17 protein-coding genes are annotated in these 22799 nt (G+C 54.1%); 12 read left to right on the top strand and 5 right to left on the bottom strand.

Annotated elements, in window-relative coordinates:
- Positions 1 to 12: 12 nt before the first annotated feature.
- The 9 genes from accC to FE848_RS07430 all read left to right on the top strand — a co-directional run bounded on the left by accC (position 13) and on the right by FE848_RS07430 (position 10898).
- Positions 13 to 1359 carry an acetyl-CoA carboxylase biotin carboxylase subunit gene (gene accC / locus FE848_RS07390; RefSeq protein WP_200202162.1) on the top strand — a complete coding sequence of 449 codons (1347 nt, stop codon included), beginning with the start codon at positions 13 to 15 and terminating at the stop codon, positions 1357 to 1359.
- A gap of 28 nt (positions 1360 to 1387) precedes the next feature.
- Positions 1388 to 2284 carry a 50S ribosomal protein L11 methyltransferase gene (gene prmA, locus FE848_RS07395; protein WP_200202163.1) on the top strand — a complete coding sequence of 299 codons (897 nt, stop codon included), beginning with the start codon at positions 1388 to 1390 and terminating at the stop codon, positions 2282 to 2284.
- A 73-nt stretch (positions 2285 to 2357) separates the two neighbouring features.
- Positions 2358 to 3629, top strand: a complete 1272-nt coding sequence (locus FE848_RS07400; RefSeq protein ID WP_200202164.1) for a DUF3426 domain-containing protein — start codon at positions 2358 to 2360, stop codon at positions 3627 to 3629.
- A 224-nt stretch (positions 3630 to 3853) separates the two neighbouring features.
- The gene (gene dusB / locus FE848_RS07405; protein WP_200202165.1) at positions 3854 to 4852 is read left to right on the top strand and encodes a tRNA dihydrouridine synthase DusB; all 999 of its coding nucleotides are present in this window, start codon (positions 3854 to 3856) and stop codon (positions 4850 to 4852) included.
- A complete protein-coding gene (gene fis, locus FE848_RS07410; RefSeq protein WP_200202166.1) occupies positions 4849 to 5166 on the top strand; it encodes a DNA-binding transcriptional regulator Fis in 318 nt (105 codons plus the stop codon). Before dusB ends, fis begins: the two co-directional genes overlap by 4 nt.
- An 85-nt stretch (positions 5167 to 5251) precedes the next feature.
- Complete coding sequence (gene purH / locus FE848_RS07415) at positions 5252 to 6832, top strand: bifunctional phosphoribosylaminoimidazolecarboxamide formyltransferase/IMP cyclohydrolase (protein WP_200202167.1); 1581 nt, start codon at positions 5252 to 5254, stop codon at positions 6830 to 6832.
- A 35-nt stretch (positions 6833 to 6867) separates the two neighbouring features.
- Positions 6868 to 8160 carry a phosphoribosylamine--glycine ligase gene (gene purD / locus FE848_RS07420; RefSeq protein ID WP_200202168.1) on the top strand — a complete coding sequence of 431 codons (1293 nt, stop codon included), beginning with the start codon at positions 6868 to 6870 and terminating at the stop codon, positions 8158 to 8160.
- Positions 8161 to 8268: 108 nt separating this feature from the next.
- Positions 8269 to 9216 (top strand): alpha/beta fold hydrolase, encoded by a 948-nt coding sequence (locus FE848_RS07425; protein ID WP_200202169.1) that lies wholly within the window; start codon positions 8269 to 8271, stop codon positions 9214 to 9216.
- A gap of 98 nt (positions 9217 to 9314) precedes the next feature.
- Entirely contained in the window at positions 9315 to 10898 is a 1584-nt protein-coding gene (locus tag FE848_RS07430; RefSeq protein ID WP_200202170.1) for a cation:proton antiporter family protein, read from the top strand.
- A gap of 8 nt (positions 10899 to 10906) precedes the next feature.
- Here the strand turns inward: FE848_RS07430 and senA are convergent, their stop codons facing one another.
- From senA to dauA, 5 genes are all read right to left on the bottom strand, one after another.
- Positions 10907 to 12256 carry a selenoneine synthase SenA gene (gene senA, locus FE848_RS07435; RefSeq protein WP_200202171.1) on the bottom strand — a complete coding sequence of 450 codons (1350 nt, stop codon included), beginning with the start codon at positions 12254 to 12256 and terminating at the stop codon, positions 10907 to 10909.
- 49 nt (positions 12257 to 12305) lie between these two features.
- Entirely contained in the window at positions 12306 to 14171 is a 1866-nt protein-coding gene (locus FE848_RS07440; protein ID WP_200202172.1) for an SLC13 family permease, read from the bottom strand.
- Positions 14172 to 14317: 146 nt separating this feature from the next.
- Positions 14318 to 15907 (bottom strand): isocitrate lyase, encoded by a 1590-nt coding sequence (locus tag FE848_RS07445; RefSeq protein ID WP_200202173.1) that lies wholly within the window; start codon positions 15905 to 15907, stop codon positions 14318 to 14320.
- 181 nt (positions 15908 to 16088) lie between these two features.
- Positions 16089 to 18035 (bottom strand): CASTOR/POLLUX-related putative ion channel, encoded by a 1947-nt coding sequence (locus FE848_RS07450; RefSeq protein WP_200202458.1) that lies wholly within the window; start codon positions 18033 to 18035, stop codon positions 16089 to 16091.
- An 11-nt stretch (positions 18036 to 18046) separates the two neighbouring features.
- Positions 18047 to 19810: a C4-dicarboxylic acid transporter DauA gene (dauA, locus tag FE848_RS07455; RefSeq protein WP_200202174.1), complete on the bottom strand. Its 1764-nt coding sequence runs from the start codon at positions 19808 to 19810 to the stop codon at positions 18047 to 18049.
- Positions 19811 to 19872: 62 nt separating this feature from the next.
- Between dauA and FE848_RS07460 the strand changes: the two genes are divergently transcribed.
- The 3 genes from FE848_RS07460 (at position 19873) to FE848_RS07470 (ending at position 22797) form a co-directional block, all read left to right on the top strand.
- Positions 19873 to 20892, top strand: coding sequence for a ChaN family lipoprotein (locus FE848_RS07460; RefSeq protein ID WP_200202175.1), 1020 nt, complete (start codon positions 19873 to 19875; stop codon positions 20890 to 20892).
- Positions 20889 to 21599, top strand: coding sequence for an SIMPL domain-containing protein (locus FE848_RS07465; protein ID WP_200202176.1), 711 nt, complete (start codon positions 20889 to 20891; stop codon positions 21597 to 21599). The genes FE848_RS07460 and FE848_RS07465 overlap by 4 nt, the downstream gene beginning before the upstream one ends.
- Before the next feature lie 256 nt (positions 21600 to 21855).
- On the top strand, positions 21856 to 22797 hold the full coding sequence (locus FE848_RS07470; RefSeq protein WP_200202177.1) for a DUF1837 domain-containing protein: 942 nt from the start codon (positions 21856 to 21858) through the stop codon (positions 22795 to 22797).
- The last annotated feature ends 2 nt before the right edge of the window (positions 22798 to 22799 follow it).

Below are 22799 nucleotides of genomic sequence, written 5' to 3' on the forward strand. Positions count from 1 at the left end.
TGATAGCTACTCATGGCCATGTTAGAAAAAGTTCTGATCGCAAACCGGGGTGAAATAGCCCTCCGGATTCTGCGTGCCTGCAAAGAACTCGGCATCAAGACCGTCGCGGTTCACTCACAGGTTGACCGCGACCTGATGCACGTTCGCCTTGCCGATGAATCTGTTTGCATCGGCCCCAACAGCCCTCTGGAAAGTTACCTCAACATTCCAGCCATTATCAGTGCTGCTGAAGTAACCGATTCCGTAGGCATACACCCTGGTTACGGCTTTCTCGCAGAAAACCCGGACTTTGCCGAGCAGGTCGAGAAAAGCGGTTTCCGCTTTATCGGCCCCAGAGCAGAAACCATCCGCCTGATGGGCAACAAGGTGTCTGCCATAAACGCAATGATTCGTGCTGGTGTTCCGACCGTGCCGGGCTCTGACGGCCCGCTGACCGACGACGACGAGCGCACTCTGCAAGTGGCACGCAAAATCGGATATCCGGTGATGATCAAGGCCGCTTCCGGCGGCGGTGGTCGCGGTATGCAGGTAGTTCACTCCGAGGCTGCCTTGCTCAAGGCCGTGCAGATAACACAGACCGAAGCTCAAAATGCCTTTGGCGACCCCACGGTTTATCTGGAAAAGTTCCTTGAAACGCCACGCCACGTTGAAGTTCAGATTCTGGCCGACATGCACGGCAACTGTATTCATCTGGGCGACCGTGACTGTTCCTTCCAGCGCCGTAACCAGAAAGTTATAGAAGAAGCGCCCGCGCCCAACATCAACCCGGAAGCCCGCGAGCGCACACTCAAAGCCTGTGTAGATGCATGCAAAGAGATTGGCTATGTCGGCGCCGGCACCTTTGAATTCCTGTATCAGGACGGTGAGTTCTTTTTCATCGAAATGAATACCCGGGTTCAGGTAGAACACCCGATCACCGAAATGGTCACGGGTGTCGACATTGTTCGTGAGCAGTTGCGCATTGCCAGCGGCCTGCCCCTGCAATACAAGCAGGAAGATATCCAGATCCGGGGCCATGCAATGGAGTGCCGCATCAACGCGGAAGATCCGAATACCTTCGTGCCAAGCCCCGGAAAGGTGAAATATTTTCACGCTCCTGGAGGTTACGGTGTGCGAGTAGATTCCCACCTGTATAGTGGCTATACCGTTCCACCGTTTTACGACTCCCTGATTGCCAAACTGATCACCTGGGGCGACGATAGACAGGTGGCCCGCCGGCGTATGAAGATCGCTCTGGACGAGCTGTTGATTGAGGGCATCAAGACCAATCAGCCTCTGCATCGGAAACTGGTACGCGATGGCGGCTTTAAAACGGTAGACTTCACCATCCACTACCTTGAGAAACTGATGCGGGACTAACCTCCTGCATCGCAATGCAGGAAGAGCTATGCCCTGGATACAACTTCAGATCCCAGCTGATCCCGAGACCGCGGATCAGCTTGAAGATCTGCTTATGGAGATGGGCGCTGATGCCGTCTCCATGGAAGACGCAGCCGATCAACCGCTCTACGAACCCGACCACGGCACCACACCCTTGTGGAGCCAGACCACCGTTACCGGGCTTTTTCAAGCCGACCGCGATATAGACCAGCTGTGCTCAGACATACGCAATGCCTGGCACCAGCAAACCCAACAATCACTCTCCGATATAGACGTTACCCTGGTAGAAGACAAAGACTGGGAGCGCGCCTGGATGGACGATTTTCATCCGCTGCAGTTCGGCGAGCGCTTGTGGATAGTGCCAAGCTGGCATGAAGCTCCGGATCCGGATGCCGCCAACCTGATGCTGGACCCAGGTTTGGCCTTTGGCACAGGCACGCACCCCACCACTGCCCTTTGCCTGGAGTGGCTGGATGGTGCGGATGTTACAGACAAGCAGGTAATCGACTATGGCTGCGGCTCGGGCATACTCGGCCTGGCAGCTCTGCTTCTTGGCGCCAATCACGTTACCGGCGTAGACACCGACCCCCAGGCACTCGAAGCCAGTCGTGAAAACGCCCGTCGCAACGGTGTGGACGAAGCCAGACTGGATCTGTACCTTCCTGAAAATGAGCCAGACGGCAAAGCCGATGTAATGCTGGCCAATATTCTTGCACAACCGCTGATTGGCCTTGCGCCTCATCTGGCCAAGCTGACAAACCCCGGGGGTGACCTGGTACTTTCGGGCATTCTTTCTTACCAGGCCCGCTCGGTAATGGCTGCTTACGAGCCCTGGTTTATTATGGATGAGCCAGCACAGCGCGAAGAGTGGGTACGCCTCACAGGACGGCGCAATGACAGATGACGGAGGCTGTCTTAAAGACTAAACTCCCAACTCGTATTTCAGTTCATAGCTCAGTCGCTTTCAGGAACAAAGCATGGCCCAGAGTAGTCTGCAAACCGAATGCCCAAAATGTCATACCCGCTTCCGGGTGACCGATGAGCAGCTTGGCCTTGCCAAGGGAAAGGTGCGCTGTGGTCATTGCATGGCTGTTTTCAACGCGATTGAGCACAAGATAGCAAGTGCCACAAGCGGCACCCAGAAAGCACCCTCGGTTACAGGCAGTAAAACGCCTCCGGAGCGTGAATCATCTGAAGAGTCCGCCAGCGGCTTCGTCAGCGACACCTCGGGAGATGACTTCATCTTCGCGGATAACCCCGAAGAAGATGCTCAAGAAGGGCGCTATGCCGGCACAAAACTGACGTTCTCGGATGACGAACTGAGTGACAGCTTCCGTAGCTTCGACGACCGAAATCCGTCATCGCTGGATGAAACCAGCGATGACGACCCCACTGGGGATGTTGATGAAAGCTGGGCCGAAGCGATCCTCCGGGAAGACGACGCTCCAGCCGATCCCGCAAAACCCGGCCCTGAGACTGCTACAGAAGCACCCTCAGAATCAAAGCCACAGCCTGAACCTTTGGCTGAAGAAGCTGAGCCAGAAAAAGACGACAGCCCTACAGAAAACCCCCAGGAACTCCAGCAAGAAGATCCTTCTGGCTTCTTCGTTGACGAGCAGGCCGATCCGGCGCTTGAGTCCTTCGCCAATGAGCATGAGCCAGATCCAGATCGCGGACACCAAGCTAAAAAGGAGCCCTTTGAAGCGGGCGCACCCTTTGGGGATCTCCGACACGAGCCGATTTCCATGGGCGGAGGCAACAAAAGCTGGCTCCGCACCCTGACCTGGTCTGTCATTGTGCTTGGCCTTATCGGGGTTCTGGTTGCGCAAGTCACCTGGTTCCAATTTGACCGATTGTCTGCAATACCCGAACTACGACCATTCTATGAAAAAGGCTGCGAACTGGCAGGTTGCGAGCTGAAGCCTTTGATCAATGTTGAGGCTATTCAGAGCCGCAAGTTAGTCGTTCGCACCGATCCGGAAAACCGAAACCAACTGGTGGTAGACGCAGTCATCATCAACCGGGCAGTGTTTCAGCAACCCTTCCCCGCCATTGCTCTGACCTTCTCCAACCTGAACGGAGACGTCGTTGCCCAAAGTATTTTCACTCCTTCGGACTACCTTGCCGGCGAAGCTGAAGAACTCGACATCATGCCCGTGGAAACCCCTGTGCGCATCGCCATCACCATTCGCGACCCAGGTCGCGACGCGGTCAACTACAATATAATTTTCCGCCCCTACACCCCCTGAGCGAACCTGCCGGAGATCACCCGGCAGGCACTCCACTCGCCACCCCGTAGAACAAAAGTCAACCAAAAAGAGCGAAAAATAATCAGTTTTTTCGCTCCCTTGCCCCTTCAATCAAAGTGCCCCCGGCGGTATCATTAGCGCCCTTCGGAACTGGCATCGGTTATTTATTAAACAACCGCACCACTCCGACTTTTGCATTCTCTGCTGTGATACGGGTTCAAACCATGTTGCCGACGGCAAAAATCGGGCCGTACACGCTGCCCAATCCGCTGATTGTTGCGCCCATGGCCGGTGTAACAGATCGACCATTCCGACTGCTTTGCCGAAAGATGGGCGCGGGGTTGGCGGTCTCGGAAATGGTAATAGCAGACAGCAAGCTCTGGCATACGCGCAAATCCCGAACCCGCATGGATCATGCAGGGGAGCCCGAACCAAGGTCTGTCCAGATCGCGGGTGGTGACCCGGAAATGCTGGCCAATGCGGCGCGGCTTAATGCCGAATCCGGTGCCCAGATAATCGACATCAACATGGGCTGCCCGGCTAAAAAGGTATGCAACAAAGCCGCCGGCTCTGCGTTGATGAAAGATGAGCACCTGGTTAGAGAAATTCTGGAAGCAGTGGTCAGTGCCGTGGACATACCCGTTACCCTGAAAATGCGTACCGGATGGGACCAAAGCTACCGTAACGCCCCAGCAATAGCCCGCATGGCAGAGGATATCGGCATTCAGGCGCTGGCCGTTCATGGCCGCACCCGCGCCGACAAGTACAACGGCGATGCAGAGTACGACACCATCGCTGAAGTTAAAGCCAGTGTTGGCATTCCGGTTTTCGCCAATGGCGACATCACATCACCGGAAAAGGCACGTGAAGTTCTGGCATATACCGGTGCCGATGGCCTGCTTATTGGCCGTGCGGCTCAAGGTAGTCCCTGGATTTTCAGAGAAATACTGCATTTCCTCGAAACCGGACAACACTTGCCTTCGCCCCCGCTGGACGAAGTGGAAAAAATATTAAGCGAACACTTAGTCGCCCTGCACAGCTTTTACGGCGAACTGATGGGCGTGCGTATTGCCAGAAAGCACGTGGGCTGGTACTTGCAGTCCCACGACCCGGACAAAAAGTTCCGTAGTCGCTTCAACGCATACGACACTGCGTTGGAGCAGAAAGACAGCATCCGAAAGTATTTTTCAGGTTTACGAAATGGAGAGGTATTCGCAGCATGACCGCTGAGACTTTGGCAAACAACCCACTGGCCGCCCCGGCCAACGATGATGTTCACCAACTGCAAACGGTGAACAGCAGCGGCAACACCGTTACCCTACGGGATAACGTTGAAGTGGCCCTGAAAAACTATTTCGCTCAGCTCGATGGCGCCCCAGTTACAGAGGTATACCAGTTGGTGCTCTCTGAAGTGGAAGCACCTCTGCTGGAGCAGGTAATGAAGTACACCCGCAACAACCAGACCAAAGCATCGACCATGCTCGGCCTGAACCGCGGAACCCTGCGCAAAAAGCTGAAGCAGTACGGACTGCTATAATCGAGACACCCTGACTTGAAGAGGGCCTCCCGGAAACCCTTCGCGAGGCCCTTGTTCGTTCACCCCAAGTGAAGAATGTGACCCCATGGCAAACCAGGCTAATACCTCCGTCCGTCGCGCACTGATCAGTGTCAGTGACAAATCCGGCATCATCGAGTTCGGGCGCGCCCTCGCAGGCCGCGGTATCGAACTGCTCTCCACTGGAGGCACTTTCCGCCTCCTGAAAGATAACAATGTTCCCGTTACTGAAGTCTCTGACTACACCGGGTTCCCGGAAATGATGGACGGCCGGGTAAAAACCCTGCACCCGAAAATCCATGGCGGCATTCTGGGCCGTCGCGGCACTGACGACGCAATCATGGGCGAGCATGGCATCAACCCGATTGATATGGTTGTGGTGAACCTCTATCCGTTCGAATCCACAATCGCCAATCCGGATTGCGACCTTGCTACCGCGATTGAGAACATCGACATTGGTGGCCCAACCATGGTTCGCGCTGCTGCCAAGAACCACAACGATGTGGCCATTGTGGTTAACGCATCTGATTACAGCCGCGTTCTGCAAGAGCTGGATGACAATGATGGTCAGCTCAGCCATGCCACGCGTTTTGATCTGGCTGTTAAAGCCTTTGAACACACTGCGGGTTACGACGGCGCCATTGCCAACTACCTGGGTGGCCGCACCGCGGATAACGACAACGCCGATTTCCCCCGCACGTTCAATGCCCAGTACATAAAAGTGCAGGACATGCGGTACGGCGAAAACCCGCACCAGCGCGCGGCCTTCTATGCCGAGCGCAACCCGAAGGAAGCCAGCGTTGCCACGGCAAAGCAGCTTCAGGGCAAAGAACTGTCCTACAACAATGTGGCAGATACTGACGCCGCTCTGGAATGCGTTAAGCCATTTGCAGATCCGGCCTGTGTAATCGTCAAGCACGCCAACCCCTGCGGTGTTGCGATCGGTGCGGATATTCTTCAGGCCTATGATCTGGCCTTTGCTACCGACCCCACCTCCGCGTTCGGTGGCATCATTGCCTTCAACCGGGAGCTGGACGCAGAAACTGCCAAGGCAATTATTGATCGCCAGTTTGTTGAGGTCATTATTGCCCCAACCATTGCACCGGAAGCGATAGAACTGGTTGCTACCAAGAAAAATGTACGCCTGCTGGCCTGTGGCGATCTCAACGGTGAACGTGCCCAGTCCATGGACTATAAGCGTGTAACCGGTGGCCTTCTGGTACAGGATCGTGACTTGGGCATGGTGGCCATGTCCGACGTAAAAGTTGTAACCACCCGCCAACCAACCGAGCACGAACTGAACGACCTGCTGTTTGCCTGGGAAGTGGCGAAGTACGTTAAATCCAACGCTATTGTTTACGCCCGCGCTGGCCGCACCATTGGCGTTGGTGCAGGCCAGATGAGCCGCGTGTACAGCGCCCGGATTGCAGGGATAAAAGCTGCCGACGAAAACCTGGAAGTGAAAGGTTCGGTGATGGCTTCAGATGCCTTCTTCCCCTTCCGCGATGGTATTGATGCCGCCGCCGAAGCTGGCATTACTGCTGTAATTCAACCCGGTGGCTCCATGCGGGATCAGGAAGTTATTGATGCCGCTAATGAGCACGGCATTGCCATGGTGTTCACGGGAATGCGCCACTTCCGGCACTGATGACAACTCTTTATAAAAGCACAGGGCAACGAGATATGAATATTCTGGTAATCGGCAACGGCGGGCGCGAACACGCTCTGGCCTGGAAGGCAGCCCAGTCTCCGGATGCGGATACGGTTTTTGTAGCTCCAGGCAATGCGGGCACCGCCCACGAGCCGGGCGTGGAAAACGTCAACATAGATGTGCTGGATATTGAAGGCCTGGCTAAGTTTGCGTCCGAGAACAACGTTGGTCTGACCATCGTTGGCCCCGAAGCCCCCTTGGTGGCCGGTATTGTGGACCTCTTTGAGGAACGCGGCCTGCGCGTATTCGGCCCCAGCGCCGACGCAGCACAGCTAGAAGGCTCAAAAGCCTTCACCAAGGATTTCCTGGCTCGCCAGAATATCCCAACCGCTGGATACGGTAATTTCACCGACGTAGACGAAGCTCTGGCTTACGTTCGCGAACAGGGTGCCCCGATTGTAGTCAAGGCCGACGGCCTGGCTGCAGGCAAAGGCGTTATTGTAGCCATGACCCTTGAAGAGGCCGAAAATGCTATCCGTGACATGCTCGCAGGCAACGCCTTTGGCGAAGCAGGCAGCCGTGTAGTAGTTGAAGAGTTCCTCGAAGGTGAAGAGGCCAGCTTCATTGTGATGGTCGACGGCGAAAACATTCTGCCCATGGCCACCTCACAGGATCACAAGCGTGTAGGCGATGGTGATACAGGCCCTAACACTGGCGGCATGGGTGCCTACTCTCCTGCGCCTGTTGTAACCCCTGAAGTACACAAGCGCATTATGGATGAGGTTATTTACCCAACCGTGCGCGGTATGGCAGCAGAAGGCCTTCCATACAAAGGCTTTTTATACGCTGGCCTGATGATCGACAACACCGGCGCCCCCAAAGTGATCGAGTTCAACTGCCGCTTCGGTGACCCGGAAACCCAGCCAATCCTGCTGCGCATGAAGTCAGACATTGTTGCGCTCTGCCAGGCGGCTATCGACGGAAAACTGGATGAATGCAGTTCAGACTGGGACGAGCGCGCCGCAGTCGGCATTGTACTGGCCGCAGGCGGGTATCCTGGCGACTACAACAAAGGCGATGTTATTTCCGGGTTGCCGGTAACGGACACCGAAGGTGAGAAGGCGTTTCATGCTGGCACCAGCCTGAGCCAGGATGGTAGCCAAGTGCTTACCAATGGCGGTCGGGTACTCTGCGCAACCGCGCTGGGCCATAGCGTTACGGAAGCTCAACAGAAGGCTTACGCACTCGCGAAAAAAATACACTGGAATGGCGTATTTTATCGCAAGGACATTGCCTATCGTGCGATCGCGCGGGAAGGATCATAACGACGCACTGCATACTGAAGCCCGGCCAATGTCCGGGCTTTTTTATAGAGTAATGTACATGCAGTCGCCCAGCCGGCACAAAATACAAACAACCTGGATTCGCCCCACATGCTGAAAAAATCCCATTTTACTGCCGTTGCTCTGCTTTTATCTGTGATGTTGCTCAGCGCCTGCTCCCGCCAGGGCATCTATGAAACAGCCATTGGCTTTGAGCGCGCCTCTGCCGGCCTTGAAGCAGACAATATCACTGTGGGTGACCTGGAGATCGCGTACCTGCGAAACGCCGAAGCAAACAACGGTGATACCATTGTTCTGGTACACGGTTTTGGCGCGAACAAAGACAATTGGACACGCATCGCCCGAGAGCTCACCGACAGTTTCAATGTCTACGCCATAGACCTTCCAGGCCACGGCGAAAGCAGTAAACCGCTGGATTTGGGATACCGTTTTGAAGAGCAGGTCGCCCACCTAGCCGGTATTCTTGAAGCCTTGGGCATCAACGAGATGCATATGATGGGCAACTCCATGGGCGGCGGCATTACCGCGCTTTACACCGCTACCTACCCGGAACAAATCAAAACAGCCGTACTGTTCAACCCTGCCGGAATACTGGATTATGAAAACGAGATGGTCGACATGGTCCTTGCCGGCGACAACCCGCTTATCCCTAGCAAGCCCGGAGATTTTGATCGCCTGATGGATTTTGCCCTCGAAGAAAGGCCTTTTGTTCCCTGGCCGATTCTGGGTGTTATGGAAGAAAAAGCCATCGCCAATCAGGAAGTGAACGAAGTGATCTTTGCCGCGATAAAGGAAGTTGGCCTTACCCCGGATTTCCGCAATGCTATCAAACGTATAGAAGCCCCCGTTCTCATCGTATGGGGCAAAGAAGACCGCATACTTGACTACCGCAATGGCGCTGTCTTTCAGAAGGCGATTCCCGGCTCACAGCTTGAGATACTGGAAGGCATTGGCCACGCGCCAATGATTGAGGCACCCGAAGTATCGGCACGCCTGTTCCTTGAATTCGCCAAACCCTTCATCTCAAACGCCGACTAAGTCAATTGGGCAAGAGGTTCTGCCGTTATTGTCTTCAACGGTTGGGGAAAACAAGGTAGCCTTACACGGAAGCTAATTTCTCCCTTAAAGAACCTCCCATGCCTGAAGCTATCTGGATATCTTTTGCATTCGGTCTTGGCCTTCTGATCAAGTCTGTCGGCCTGCCACCACTGGTAGGCTATCTGGCAGCCGGCTTTGTGCTCAGTGGCCTTGCCTCCAGCCCATCTATTGGCATTTCTGCAGAACCCACAGCGGTACTGGCACATATAGCTCACCTGGGCGTTTTGCTCATGCTGTTCACCGTGGGCCTCAAGCTTAAACTCAAGTCGGTTATCAGCCCGGAAGTCATAGGCGGCAGTCTTCTGCACTTTGCCATCACCTGCTTCGTGTTTACCCCGGGGCTCTACTTGCTGATGGACATAAGCTGGTACGTAGCGTTTATGCTGGCAGTTGCCCTGTCTTTCTCATCGACAGTGCTGGCCGCCAAGGTGCTGGAAAACAAGCGCGAGCTCAGAGCCTTTCACGGCCGGGTATCCATCGGCATTCTGATCATGCAGGATTTGATTGCGCTGCTGGTTATGAGCCTGGCGGCAGGCCAGACACCTTCGGAATGGGCACTGATTGTCTTTGGCTTGCCGCTGCTGCGGCCGCTGCTGTACAAATTGCTGGACGCCAGTGGGCACGATGAACTGTTGGTTCTTCTGGGGCTACTGCTGGCTCTGGTTATCGGCGGTTTGGGCTTTCAGTCCGTCGGGCTTAGCTCGGAACTGGGCGCTCTGGTATTCGGTGCCATTCTTGCTAACCATCCTCGTAGCCAGGAGTTGGCGAAATCCCTGTGGAGCGTGAAGGAAATCTTCCTGGTCGGTTTCTTTCTGCAGATCGGCATAGGCGGTCTGCCGGATACCAATGCCATTATTTTTGCCGTGGTGGCCGCTCTGGTACTGCCCATAAAGGGCATTCTGTTCTTCTTCCTGATGCTGCTGTTCCGCCTGCGCGCCCGCAGTGGCTTTCTGACAGCGTTGGCACTCACCAACTACAGTGAATTCGGGCTGATCGTTGCCAGCATTGCGCTGCCGGAGTGGCTGGTACCTCTGGCCATTACGGTTGCCCTCTCTTTCCTTATCTCCGCACCACTGAACCGGCTTGCTCACCCAATATACGACCGGCTGAGCAATCGGCTTGTGCCCTTCGAGAGCAAACAACGGCACCCAGATGAGCTACCCATCTCTTTAGGTGACACCCGGGTTCTTGTGATGGGCATGGGGCGTACAGGCACGGCGGCTTATGATTGGCTGCAAACCTCAGAGGCAAGACTGATGGGGCTGGATTCCGACCTTGCAAAAGTGATGCGCCATCAGAAGCAGGGGCGGAATGTGGTTTATGCCGATGCGGAAGATAAAACCTTTTGGGAAGCGCTGCACATGCCAGCGGTGGATGCTGTCATTCTTGCGATGAGCGATATAGAAGCAAAACTGATCGCCGCCAAAAAGTTACGCAAATACGGTTTTACTGGCTACATTGTTGCCCATTCCATGTTCGAAGACGAAGCCAGGAGCATTTGCGAAGCCGGCGCTGACGAGGCCTATCTCACCATGAGTGAGACAGGTGTGGCTCTGGCCAGTCATCTTCTTGAACGCTCCCCGGGCACCATGCCCGCGCCGGTTTCAGACAAGGCGAGCTGAGGCCTGCTTCAGCTCAAGGCACAGGTCCGGAAGCCCGTGTATACATCGTTTCTCTGCGGCAGGTACGCCTGACGGTAGGTACCACGAATGAGACTGGATGACGTGGCACAACTGCCTCCACGGCTGACCTTGTGATCCCCGAACTGAAGCGTGGACATGAATGGGTACATGTCGATGCGAAAGCCGTCGTAGGGGAGAAATTGACTACTGGTCCACTCCCATAGGGTGCCGATCATCTGCCGGCAGCCGAAAGGACTGGCGCCATCAGGATAATCCGCCACCGGGTTCTGGGCCATGCCGCTCGCGTTCATATCAGCGCGCCTGGAATCCGGCAGTTCATTACCCCAGGGGAATTTACGAAATTCCTCACCGCTGCGATTGCCAAGCGCCGCCACTTCCCACTCCTGCTCTGTAGGCAACCGCCGCCCCGCCCAATGGCAATAGGCTTCGGCCTCCCAATAAGTCACATGGGAAACTGGCGCATCGGGGTTCAGAGGTTGCCATTTATCGAACAGACGCTCTCGCCACCGGCCTTCGAAGAGGCGCCAATAAACCGGATGCTTTGGCGTTTGCAGCATTGGTTCTGGCATGCCCTGAGCCAGCGCCATATCAACTTCCGTTCGCAGCCATTTCTGACCACCAAAGGACCAGAGCTCGGGCCTTTGGTAACCGCCGTCTTCAACAAACCCCATAAACTCATAATTGCTCACCAGGCACCTGGATATCGCAAACTCATTCAGGCTCACAACATGGCGAGGCTTTTCGGCATCGAACGCAAAATCCTCCGTTGCGTAGTGCCCGGAATCTCCCGGCATGCCTATCAGCCAATCGCCGGCTGGAACCAAGGCATCCGATTGCTTTGGGTTGGCAGACATCTCACCCGGCGCCGGGCGCTCAAAGGTTGCCCCGGGTGGTAACGCGTACCCAACAGTCTGGCGGCACCATACCAACGACTCTATGTGCATATTCTGGTGATAGATGGCGTAGCGAAACAGGTAGACCTCCTGATCGCTCAGTTGTGCTTGTTCAATGCGCTGGGCCATTTTTTCGTACACATGGTCGAAGTAGGCCAGGGTCTTTTCAAGGCCGGGAAACATGTCCCGGCGCCACCGATCCGGATGATCAATATGAAACGAGTCCCACAGATCGTCCATGGAAGGGTCAAAACTGGCGTCGCCGTCCAGAAGATTGAACACAAACACTTCATAGAAAAAAACGGCATGGCCCATTTCCCACAGTGGTGGATTAACACCTGGGTGATATGGCACATCAAGCTGTTGTTCGCCCAGCGATGTAATGAGCTCCCGCGTTCGCTTTCGCGTGTTCTCAAGCTCTGCCAGCAATTCAGCTTTGTGCATTGGCTTTGCCTCCATCATGATTCCTCAAGCTTGTTTCGTTTTCACAGGATCAGGTCCAGACCAGCATAATCATTGGCACGGCAACAATGGTTACTATGATTGTCAGGGGCAATCCCAGGCGCCAGTAGTCGCCAAATTCGTAGCCCCCCGGCTCCATTACCAGCGCGTTGGACTGGTGCCCTATTGGTGTCATGAACGCACACGAGGCACCAACCGCAACCGCCATCAAAACGGCATCAGATGGCATCTGTAATTCGCTGGCCAGGCTCAGGGCAATCGGCGCAACCACAATAGCGGCGGCGGCATTATTTACTACGTTGGATAACAGTGTTGTGCCCACCAGTATCATGGCCAGCACCGAAGCAATCGACAGATTTTCACCCAGCACCAGCATTTGTGACGCTATCAAAGCTGCTCCGCCGGTGGATTCCATCGCCTGGCCGACCGGTATCATGGCCGCGAGCAGAACGATCACAGACCAGTCAATCGCCTTGTAGGCTTCAGAAGCAGACATCAACTTCACCAGAACCATTGCCACGGCACCCGCAACCAGAGCAACGGGGGCAGATAGCAGGCCAGCCACAATAACTGCAATACTGACGAGAAAGATGCCGGAAGCCATCGCAGTGTTGCGGGGAGAGCCAAGCTTTAACCCTCGCTCAGCCAATGGCAGGCAACCTAGCTCTGCCAGGGTGCCACCCAGCGAATCCTCAAAGCCCTGCACCAGCAATATGTCTCCCGCATTGAACCTGATGTCACCAATGCGCCGCTTGAGCCGTTGCCCCAGCCGCGCTACGGCAACAATGTTGAGCTGGTTACGCTCCCGCAATCTCAGCCGGTTAGCGGTTTGCCCCACCAGAGAAGACTCCGGGGCGATAACGGCTTCCACCAGATACAGCTCGCCTTTGTCTATCCGGGCTGCTGCCTTTTCATCGTCTTTTTCAACGTTCTTGCCATTACCCTCGCTGGCATCGCCAATGACTTTATCTTTGCTTTTTTCAGCGTCGTCTGCGCCTTCATCTTCAACAGCCTGATTCGCCAGTTCAAGCTTCGTTTTGTCGAGAAACACCTGCAAACTGGAGGTGTCGGCTTCTACAAGCAGCACATCCCCTTCATGCAGGATTTTATAGGTAGACGGAACTGCCTGTAACTTCTCATCGCGAATCAGGGCGAGAACAACAATGTCTGCTTCATCTTCTGCTGCTGCCAAAAGGCTGTGCAACGTTGAGCCCGCATGGTTTGAATCTTTCGGCAGACGAAGCTCTGTCAGATATTCGCCAACGCTGAACAGCTTGGCATTCGCAGAAGCCTCCTCCCTGCGCGGGGTAAGACGCCAGCCAATCAGGGTAATAAAGACGATCCCGGCCAGCGTAATTGCTACACCGACAGGTGCAAAATCAAACAACCCGAAGGTTCCGCTCTCACGATACGAAGCAATGATGATATTGGGCGGTGTACCAATAAGGGTCATGGTGCCGCCTAATAATGACCCGAAGGCCAGAGGCATCAACAGCAGTGAAGGCGAACGCCCTGCTTCCCGGGACATCCAGATGGCTACCGGCATCAATAACGCCAGCGCGCCTACGTTGTTAATAAAGCCGGAGCAAAGCGCCACTACGCTGGTCAGCGTGAGTACCTGAAGTGTAGGCCGGTGGCCAATTTTTCCCAGTAGACGCGCAATGTTGTCCACCACACCGCCATTCACCAGCCCCTGGCTGATCACAAGAACAGCAGCCACCGTAATCACGGCGGGATGACCAAACCCCGCAAACAACTCTTCGGTGGGAACCAGTCCGGATATGGCAACCGCAAGCAGGGCAAGCATAGCCACCACATCAAAACGGATGCGGTTCCACACAAACATGGCGAGGGTGATTCCGAGTACCGCAAACACAATGCCTTGCTCGATACTCAAGGGGCGAACTCCTGTTAATGGATGATCAACAGAATATAACAAAGCCCAAAACAAAAACCCCGCTAACTGTTTCCAGTTGCGGGGTTTTGTACTCCCGGAACAAGCCCGGGAGTGAGGGTGCTATAACCCTGCTACAAACTGTTCTCTTAGAACTGGTTCATAGTGTTGTCGGCACCACCGGCTTTCAGCGCAGCATCACCTGCGAAGAATTCCTTGTGGTCATCACCGATGTTAGATCCAGCCATATCCTGGTGCTTAACAGTAGCGATGCCCTGACGGATCTCTTCACGCTGTACGCCTTTAACGTAGGCCAGCATGCCTTCAGCACCGAAGTAGCCTTTGGCCAGGTTGTCGGTAGACAGAGCCGCAGTGTGGTAAGTCGGCAGAGTGATCAAGTGGTGGAATACACCCGCTTCACGCGCAGCGTCGCGCTGGAAGTTAGCAGTCCACTCGTCAGCCAGCTTGCCCAGCTCAGTGTTGTCGTATTCTGCGCTCATCAGCTTGGCGCGGTCGTAAGCAGATACATCCTTGCCTTCTTCCTGCATGGCGTCGAACACCTGCTGACGGAAGTTCAGAGTCCAGTTGAAGGACGGGCTGTTGTTGTAAACCAGCTTGGCATCGGGAACAACTTCCTTGATGCGGTTTACCATGGCAGCGATCTGACCAACGTGAGGCTTCTCAGTCTCGATCCACAGCATGTCTGCACCGTTCTGCAGGCTAGTGATGCAGTCCAGAACAACACGATCTTCACCAGAACCTTCTTTGAACTGGAACAGGCCAGAAGCCAGACGCTTGGGCTTCAGCAGCTTGCCGTTAGACTTGATTACAACGTCACCGTTCTCGATCTGGGAAGCATCTTCGATGTACTCGCCATCGATGAAGCTGTTGTACTGGTCACCCAGGTCACCCGGCTCGTTGGTTACAGCGATTTGCTTGGTCAGGCCAGCACCCAGAGAGTCGGTACGAGCAACGATAACACCGTCATCCACACCCAGCTCAAGGAACGCCAGGCGAACAGCGTTGATCTTGGACAGGAAGTCGGCGTGAGGAACGGTTACTTTACCGTCCTGGTGTCCACACTGCTTCTCGTCAGAAACCTGGTTTTCGATCTGGATGCAGCAAGCACCCGCTTCGATCATCTTCTTGGCCAGCAGGTAAGTTGCTTCGTCGTTACCGAAACCAGCGTCGATGTCAGCAATGATCGGTACAACGTGAGTTTCGTGGTTGTCGATCTGCTTGACCAGCTCAGCAGCCTTGGCGCTGTCGCCAGCTTTTTCAGCAGCTTCCAGATCACGGAACAAGTGGTTCAGTTCCCATGCATCAGCCTGACGCAGGAAGGTGTACAGCTCTTCAATCAGACCAGGAACAGCAGTCTTCTCGTGCATGGACTGGTCAGGCAGTGGGCCAAACTCAGAACGCAGAGCAGCAACCATCCAGCCAGACAGGTACAGGTAGCGACGCTTGGTGTTACCGAAGTGCTTCTTGATAGCAATCATCTTCTGCTGGCCGATAAAGCCATGCCAGCAACCCAGAGACTGGGTGTACTTGGAAGAGTCGGCGTCGTAAGCAGCCATATCTTCACGCATGATCTTCGCGGTGTACTTGGCGATGTCCAGACCAGTCTTGAATTTGTTCTGGGCGCGCATGCGAGCAGCGTGCTTAGGGTTAATCGCGTGCCAGGTCGGGTTTTGCTTCACGATGGAAGCAATAGTATCGACGTCTTGTGCGTATGGCATGGTCTCGATCCTTTGTGTGTTGATGAAGGGGGTTAATGATTTGAGCCCGGGCAAAACACCGAGCTGGTTGTCAGCGTTGGCAGTACTTTAATGGCCCAGAACTTATAATTGAAATTTATATGATGTATTTTCAGCATTTATCTTATGAATGCTCAGCATAACTGCTTTATCGAACAAGGTTTCAGGACTGGCACAGCACAACCAGCCGATCCCCAGGCTGCAACTCAAGATATTGCCTGCGCGGAGGATTCAGGAGCAGATGCCTGCCGCGGGCATCTGCGGTAGCACGAAAAACTCCAAGCGCCACTTCACCCTCAGCTGCCAGCACCTTTTCCAGCACATGGAAGTCGGCACTCGCTGGCAGCGGATAGTCATCAGGATTGCTGAACCTGATTTCACCGCCGCCTACTGTAAACAGCTCGTCCAGTACCGCTCTGAGTTCCCGGCGCAAAGCCACCTGCGCCAGAATGTGACTGAGTATCATCGGGCTGATGAGCACCTCACTCTGGTGACCGTAAAGCAGTTGGCGATTGTCCGGATCGCTAAGCTCCATAATCAGCTGCGGGCGCCCGGGCGACTCTGCCAGTATGTCTTCAAGCTGGAGATAGCCCACCATGGTCCGTGCATCGGCCTCTTCCCCAGAGGCCAATCGATCACTACTGAGAAGTATAATCGTGTCGTAGCTCGCAGGGTTGATCCGGCGCAATTCATCCTCAACCATATAGTCGGCTTCGATATGGCTGTACGTATCAAGAAGCTTGTGTTTTTCATAACGGCTGAGCGCTTGCTCACGTTCAGACACTGGCACAACAGAAACAAGATCCAGCAGGGGTTGCCCGGGGCCATAACTGGCGAACTCGGCCATCAGGCTGGGCACCCTGCGATTCCAACCAAGCAACAGAATACGATGCCCCTCCAGCCCTTCGCCGCGCACAGAGCGTTTCGCTTCTCCACGGGTTATACGGGGTAATGCCTCGGCTTTTGGATCCGCATCTGTTTCGGAATAATCCCGGGCCATCATAACGACCCTGTCCTCAGCTTCTATGCAAGTATCAGAAGGAGCAGCCAAACGGATATCCCACCCCTGCTCACTGCTACGAAGCAACCCAAGAATGATTACGTTCGGGCGCTCAGCGGCCAACTCACCAAGAGACAGACCCGCCACTGTTTCCCCACCGCGAACATAAATCTCGTTACCTTCACCCGCTGTGAGCAGTTCGTTATAAATTTCAGACAGGCCGGGATGCAGCACATTTTGCACCATAAGACGGCTTATAGTCGCATTGCCTGCGACCACCTCAATAGGCCCGGGATAAGCCCTCTCAACCACTGGAAGCTTGCGGATATCCTGAATCTCGGCCACTACAAATGGCAGGGGTGCCTGGTACTGTCTGGCCTGGGCGGCAATCGACAACAAGGCTTTAACGGTTTCCACATCCGAGGTTATCAAGCTTCCCGCTGCATACACGGCACTGGGCACAATCACCGCTGCTGCATCAAGGCAGGCGACCCGGTGCAAGGCATCCGGCTGAATGGCGGAGCCGGAACGCAGGATTATCTGCCGGGCGCGGCGCCCGATGCCGGGTTCATTACGCAGTTCATGGACCTGTTCCGCAGAAGCCTCTTCCGATAGCACCACCAGATTAAGCTTCTGGGTGTCATGTTTTTCCAGGAATCGGCGCATACGCCCGGATGAGCCCAGCAGCTCGGAAAGCAAAGGCAGTGTTTGGCTGGTCCAACCAAGCACCACTACGTGCTTTTTCAGGGTAACCGGCGTAAGCCCACGCTCAAGCTCTGCCATTTTGGCAATCAGCCAGCGGGTAAGAATGGCCACCAGAGTGCCCATGAACACCACATAACCGCTGATGGTCAGGAGCGTTGAAACAAACCGCTGCCAGGTGCCCACATCGTCACCCAGATAACCAGGGTCCGTCAGGCGCAGAAATGCCCACCAGACGGCCGATCCAGGATCATCGAAGTCACCGCCTTGGGGGACCACCAAAAGCCCACCGATCAACGAGATCAAACCAATAAAAATACCCACCACCAGCAGCTGGAAGCCGGCGCCCTTCACCAACTGACGTTCAACAATAAACTTTACTCGATCAACCACGCGAAACGGCAATATGGCGGTTTTTTTCATGTCTGGGCTCCCGTGAGCGTTGGGTTCTGCTTAGCCATGGATAGCAAAGGCAGTTCAAGGGCTTCCCGCAGAGTGGGCGTAAACTGCAAAACGCCCTCCACCGGCCCAAGGCCGCTTCGTGCGAGCGCGCGCTGAGGCTGGGATTGCAGGTCGGCAATTACAATACGAGTACCGTCTTTCTGGCAGGTTGCAATCAGTTTGTTGAGGGCAGACAGGCCACCAGCATCCAGAACGGTAACCCCATCCATATACAGAATGATTCCCTCAACGTTGCGGGACAGCTCCGCAAGCTCGCCAAAAATACGGTCCGCCGCTGCGAAAAACAGCGGGCCATTGATTTTAAATACCCGCCATCCTGCAGGCAAGTTTTCATCACTGACCCGTTTACCGGTAGTGATGTCTGTAACCTTGGTCATCTCTGCCATTTCACGCATGAATAGCACCGCCGCCAGCAGAACGCCGGTGGTAATGGCAATAACCATGTCCAGTGCCACAGTGAGGGAAAAACAGGTGAGGAAGACCCACACATCGCTGCGTGGCGCTGTTTTCAGCAGGCGCACCGCCTTGGGTGCTTCGCTCATATTCCAGGCCACCATAATCAACAAGGCTGCCATGGCAGGCATGGGTAAATAGGCCAGAATGCCCGCCAGCGATACCAGGGCCAGCAGCACGACGATGGCATGAATCATGGCGGCAACCGGGGATTCGGCACCTGCACGGTAATTGGCCGCAGAGCGTGCAATGGCGGCTGTTGCAGTAATGCCCCCAAAAAACGGCACAATAATATTACCCAACCCCTGCCCCATCAGTTCGCTGTTGGCGCTGTGTCGTTTGCCGGTCATGCCATCGAGCACTACAGCACAGAGCAGGGATTCGATCGCGCCGAGCATGGCAATGGCAAAGGCTGCCGGTAAGAGTTCCCGCACCATGCTCCAGGAAAATCCGAGGGCGTTACCACTAGCATCCGCCTGCTGCCAAGGCCAGGCAAATTCCGGCAAAAACGGCGGGATGCCTGCACCCGTGGCACCACCAGGCAACAAATAGCTGAAGCGCGACCCAATCGTATCCACTGAGGCACCATTGGCGTTTAACCATATGGCAAGCAGACTACCCACAATCACAGCTGGCAGGTGCGGCGGAACCGGGGTTCTGAGCCGTGGCCAGATCAGCATGATCGCAAGCGTAACCAAGGCCACCAAAGCGCTCATACTATCCAGCGCAGGAAAGCTCTGCGCCAGCACCGCCAGCTTGTCCCAATAGTGCTCCGGCATGCTCTCAACAGACAAGCCAAAAAAGTCATTCACCTGCAGAGTTGCAATCACCACGGCAATGCCGCTGGTAAAACCAAGGGTGACCGACTCAGGAATGTATTCGATGAAACGTCCCAGCCGCATGAGTGCCATAATGACCAACAGCACACCCGACATCAGCGTGGCGAGCAAAAGCCCTCCGAGACCATAGGTTTGAGCGATAGGATAAAGAATAACCACAAACGCCGCCGTGGGGCCCGAAACGCTGAACCGGCTACCACCGGTAAGGGCAATTATAAAACCGGCAATGAACGCTGTATAAAGACCATACTGAGGCGCAACGCCACTGGCGATTGCCAACGCCATGGCCAGTGGAATTGCAATAATGCCCACGGTAACGCCAGCCATAAGGTCCCGCAGGAACCGGCGGCTGTTGTACGGCTGGTCAATGCAGGCTTCCCGGAAGGCATGGGCAAGCCGGAGAGAAAAAAGATGGGCGCGATGGGGCATACTGGCCTCGTGTCTGGGAATACATACAAGTAGCGAGGCCTTACATCATATATAATTTTTCCATGAAAAGTTTGTTCATCACTGCACTGGCTCTACTAACAGGCACCCTGGCTGGGTGTGCCACCGCATTCCATTCCAGTGAAAGCAACACAGGCGCGAGACCAGAAACCCTTTACGAGGCTCAGCTGGTAGACGCCAAAAGTGGCACGCAGCTGAGCGTGGATGCGCTCGCTCAAAGGCTTGCCCATACGGATATAGTCGTTATTGGCGAGTACCACGGCCACCAGGCTGCCCATCTGCTGCAATCCCGGATTCAGGCAGCGCTTTATCGCCAGCATCCTCTGCAGGTGTTGTCCATGGAACAGTTCAACCTGGACAGCCAAGCTGCCGTTGATGCCTACCTCAGTGGCAAAACCGGCGAAACCGAGTTCATTGAAGACAGCGGAGCCTGGGATAATTACCGTGCTTCCTACCGCCCACTGGTGGAGTTTGCCCGGCAGCATGGCCTGCCCGTAGTGGCGGCTAACGCCCCCGCCGCCATTGTGCGTTGCGTCGGCCGTACAGGACCGGACTACCTGAACAAGCTGCCAGCCAACGAACGCGCACAGTTACCCAGCGATGCATTTTTGGACACCCCCGCCTACCGGGAAAAATTCAATGCGGCTATTAACAGCAGCCACAGCGCAGCAAACGACGCCATGAGCGAACGAATGCACAACACCTATCTAGCTCAATTGCTGCGCGACAACACCATGGCCAATCGCATACTGAGTGCCCGTAAAGCACACCCCAACGCACAGATAATTCACACCACCGGCACCTTCCACAGTGAAGAGCATCTGGGAACCGTTGCACTTCTCAGGCAACGGGCACCGGGTGTTTCAGTCGCGGTGATTTCACCGGTAGTATGGCCAGCGGATGCCGGCAAGATGCCTCTGCAGAAAAACCGGGAAAAAGGCGACTACCTCTACTTCATCCAGCCGTTGCCGCAGGAGTTCCTTGACGAAGATCGCGAACACAAAGCGATGTCTGCAAGGTTCCGGCGCCCTAATATAGAAACTTGTGAGGGAGACACTTTATGAAAGTCATTGCTGCCCTGATCCTGGGTGTTAGCGCCATTATTTCAGCCTCGCTGATCAGCAGCGGCCTCACAGACCTGCGCACCGGCGATCGCTATGTCACCGTGAAGGGTGTGGCGGAACGGGAAGTGAATGCTGACCTGGCCTTATGGCCGATTCGATTTGTGGCCACCGGGGCCAGCCTCAGCGAGGCCCAGGAAAAAGCCCGAAACAGCCGCAACGCCATCATGGCATTCCTGAAGCTGCAGGCCATCGGTGACAACTCAGTGGAGTTGCAGCGCCTTGATGTAACCGACACCCGCGCCAACCCATACCAGGACAACAATAACGAACAGAAATTCATCGTCAGCCAGACTCTGATGGTGCGCAGCAATGACATTCAAAAGATTCGCCAGGCCGCACAGGGCGTGAGCGAACTGGTGGATTCCGGCGTGGTGCTGTCTTCAGACTACGGCCCAAGTGGCCCAACCTATCTGTTTAACGGCCTGAATGACATCAAGCCCGCCATGATTGCCGAAGCAACAGCCTCCGCACGCGAAGCCGCCAGCCAGTTTGCCGAAGATGCGAAAACCGAGTTGGGCGATCTACGCCGCGCCAACCAGGGTGTATTCCAGATACTGGCCCGGGATCAAGCGCCGGGGGTGTCTGAGCAACAGCACCCGGTGAAGACCGTGCGAGTGGTTTCAACTGTTGAATATTATTTGCGGTAGCCGGCTCGCGAACCAGCCGGAGGAACGCATGGCGCGGTGTTATTGCAATAATGAAGAGGTCACGCGATTACATAGCCGGAGAGTCTGGGCACGCATAAGGTATTGTTATTAGTTGTTATTTTTGCAGCGGCCAGAAAGGGGCTGAATGAATTGTGGAAGTCACGTTTGTGCCGTGAAAGTTACTTCCACCTAACCACTGTTAAACGTCTTTGTGTAAAACCTCTAGATCATTAGTCAACAAAATTATGGGATTTATATGGAAAATGGGCCATTCGGTTCAAGGAATGTAATTGAATCGAAAATATCAGAAGACAAGCTTAGGAGCTTTCTAGTTGGTTTTGATTTAGATGACGATGGAGTTAGCAAATATAGGTGGTCTCAACTTGTAACAAAAATCACAAATGTAATCCATGAATTTTCATTTGGATTTCATGAGGGTACAAGCACTGAAAATACACAAACTCTTGAAAAAATCATTGAAGCTGCAAATTCAATTTATAAAATCGATGAATTTCAGAAAGTAAGAGATATTTATAAAAATAATGGCCATATTGACGATGAGCTTGATGATAAGTACCTCAGAAGAGGAGAGTTTGGAGAGCTAATTCTTCATTTGATACTAAGAGATCACTTCAATACAATACCTCTTCTCTCAAAAATATATTTTAAAGACTCGCTTGGTCATACAGTCCATGGCTTTGATTGCGTACACATTGAACCAGAATCAAAAACGCTTTGGCTAGGAGAGTCCAAACTCTACCTTGATCCGAAGCGTGGATTGAGCGAACTCATAAAGGACATAGAAGAGCATTTTAAAGTTGATTACTTAGATTCAGAGTTTGGTTTAATTGCAAAGAAGATAAAACATTTTGACAATGTGCCAGAGTCTGAGCACTGGAAAAAATTATTCTCATCGTCAACAAAGCTTAAAGAAAAGTTAAACGAAATCTATATTCCATTGTTATGCACATATAGTTGCGACTTGTTTTCAAAGTACGATGATGAAGACAATTCTAGCTTTATTGATGAGTATGAGAATAAAATCAGGGAATTACAAAAGTATTTTGATGACAGAAACAATCATCCACTGAAGTCAAGATTACGAATAATAGTAATACTTCTCCCTGTCCAGTGTAAGAAGACACTTGTGAAAAAACTGCACCATAAACTCTCTCTATTACAATCTGTTGGAGAGTAGAA

This window comes from Marinobacter sp. 1-3A (assembly GCF_016597775.1).
Lineage (GTDB): Bacteria > Pseudomonadota > Gammaproteobacteria > Pseudomonadales > Oleiphilaceae > Marinobacter > Marinobacter xiaoshiensis.

What these genes read in the sequence shown, in the direction of transcription:
- dauA (WP_200202174.1), bottom strand. Translation starts at nt 19,810, where the DNA reads ATGCCCCATCGCGCCCATCTTTTTTCTCTCCGGCTTGCCCATGCCTTC.
- purD (WP_200202168.1), top strand. Translation starts at nt 6,868, where the DNA reads ATGAATATTCTGGTAATCGGCAACGGCGGGCGCGAACACGCTCTGGCC.
- dusB (WP_200202165.1), top strand. Translation starts at nt 3,854, where the DNA reads ATGTTGCCGACGGCAAAAATCGGGCCGTACACGCTGCCCAATCCGCTG.
- prmA (WP_200202163.1), top strand. Translation starts at nt 1,388, where the DNA reads ATGCCCTGGATACAACTTCAGATCCCAGCTGATCCCGAGACCGCGGAT.
- FE848_RS07465 (WP_200202176.1), top strand. Translation starts at nt 20,889, where the DNA reads ATGAAAGTCATTGCTGCCCTGATCCTGGGTGTTAGCGCCATTATTTCA.
- fis (WP_200202166.1), top strand. Translation starts at nt 4,849, where the DNA reads ATGACCGCTGAGACTTTGGCAAACAACCCACTGGCCGCCCCGGCCAAC.
- FE848_RS07430 (WP_200202170.1), top strand. Translation starts at nt 9,315, where the DNA reads ATGCCTGAAGCTATCTGGATATCTTTTGCATTCGGTCTTGGCCTTCTG.
- FE848_RS07425 (WP_200202169.1), top strand. Translation starts at nt 8,269, where the DNA reads ATGCTGAAAAAATCCCATTTTACTGCCGTTGCTCTGCTTTTATCTGTG.
- FE848_RS07470 (WP_200202177.1), top strand. Translation starts at nt 21,856, where the DNA reads ATGGAAAATGGGCCATTCGGTTCAAGGAATGTAATTGAATCGAAAATA.
- senA (WP_200202171.1), bottom strand. Translation starts at nt 12,256, where the DNA reads ATGCACAAAGCTGAATTGCTGGCAGAGCTTGAGAACACGCGAAAGCGA.
- FE848_RS07400 (WP_200202164.1), top strand. Translation starts at nt 2,358, where the DNA reads ATGGCCCAGAGTAGTCTGCAAACCGAATGCCCAAAATGTCATACCCGC.
- FE848_RS07445 (WP_200202173.1), bottom strand. Translation starts at nt 15,907, where the DNA reads ATGCCATACGCACAAGACGTCGATACTATTGCTTCCATCGTGAAGCAA.
- purH (WP_200202167.1), top strand. Translation starts at nt 5,252, where the DNA reads ATGGCAAACCAGGCTAATACCTCCGTCCGTCGCGCACTGATCAGTGTC.
- FE848_RS07460 (WP_200202175.1), top strand. Translation starts at nt 19,873, where the DNA reads ATGAAAAGTTTGTTCATCACTGCACTGGCTCTACTAACAGGCACCCTG.
- accC (WP_200202162.1), top strand. Translation starts at nt 13, where the DNA reads ATGGCCATGTTAGAAAAAGTTCTGATCGCAAACCGGGGTGAAATAGCC.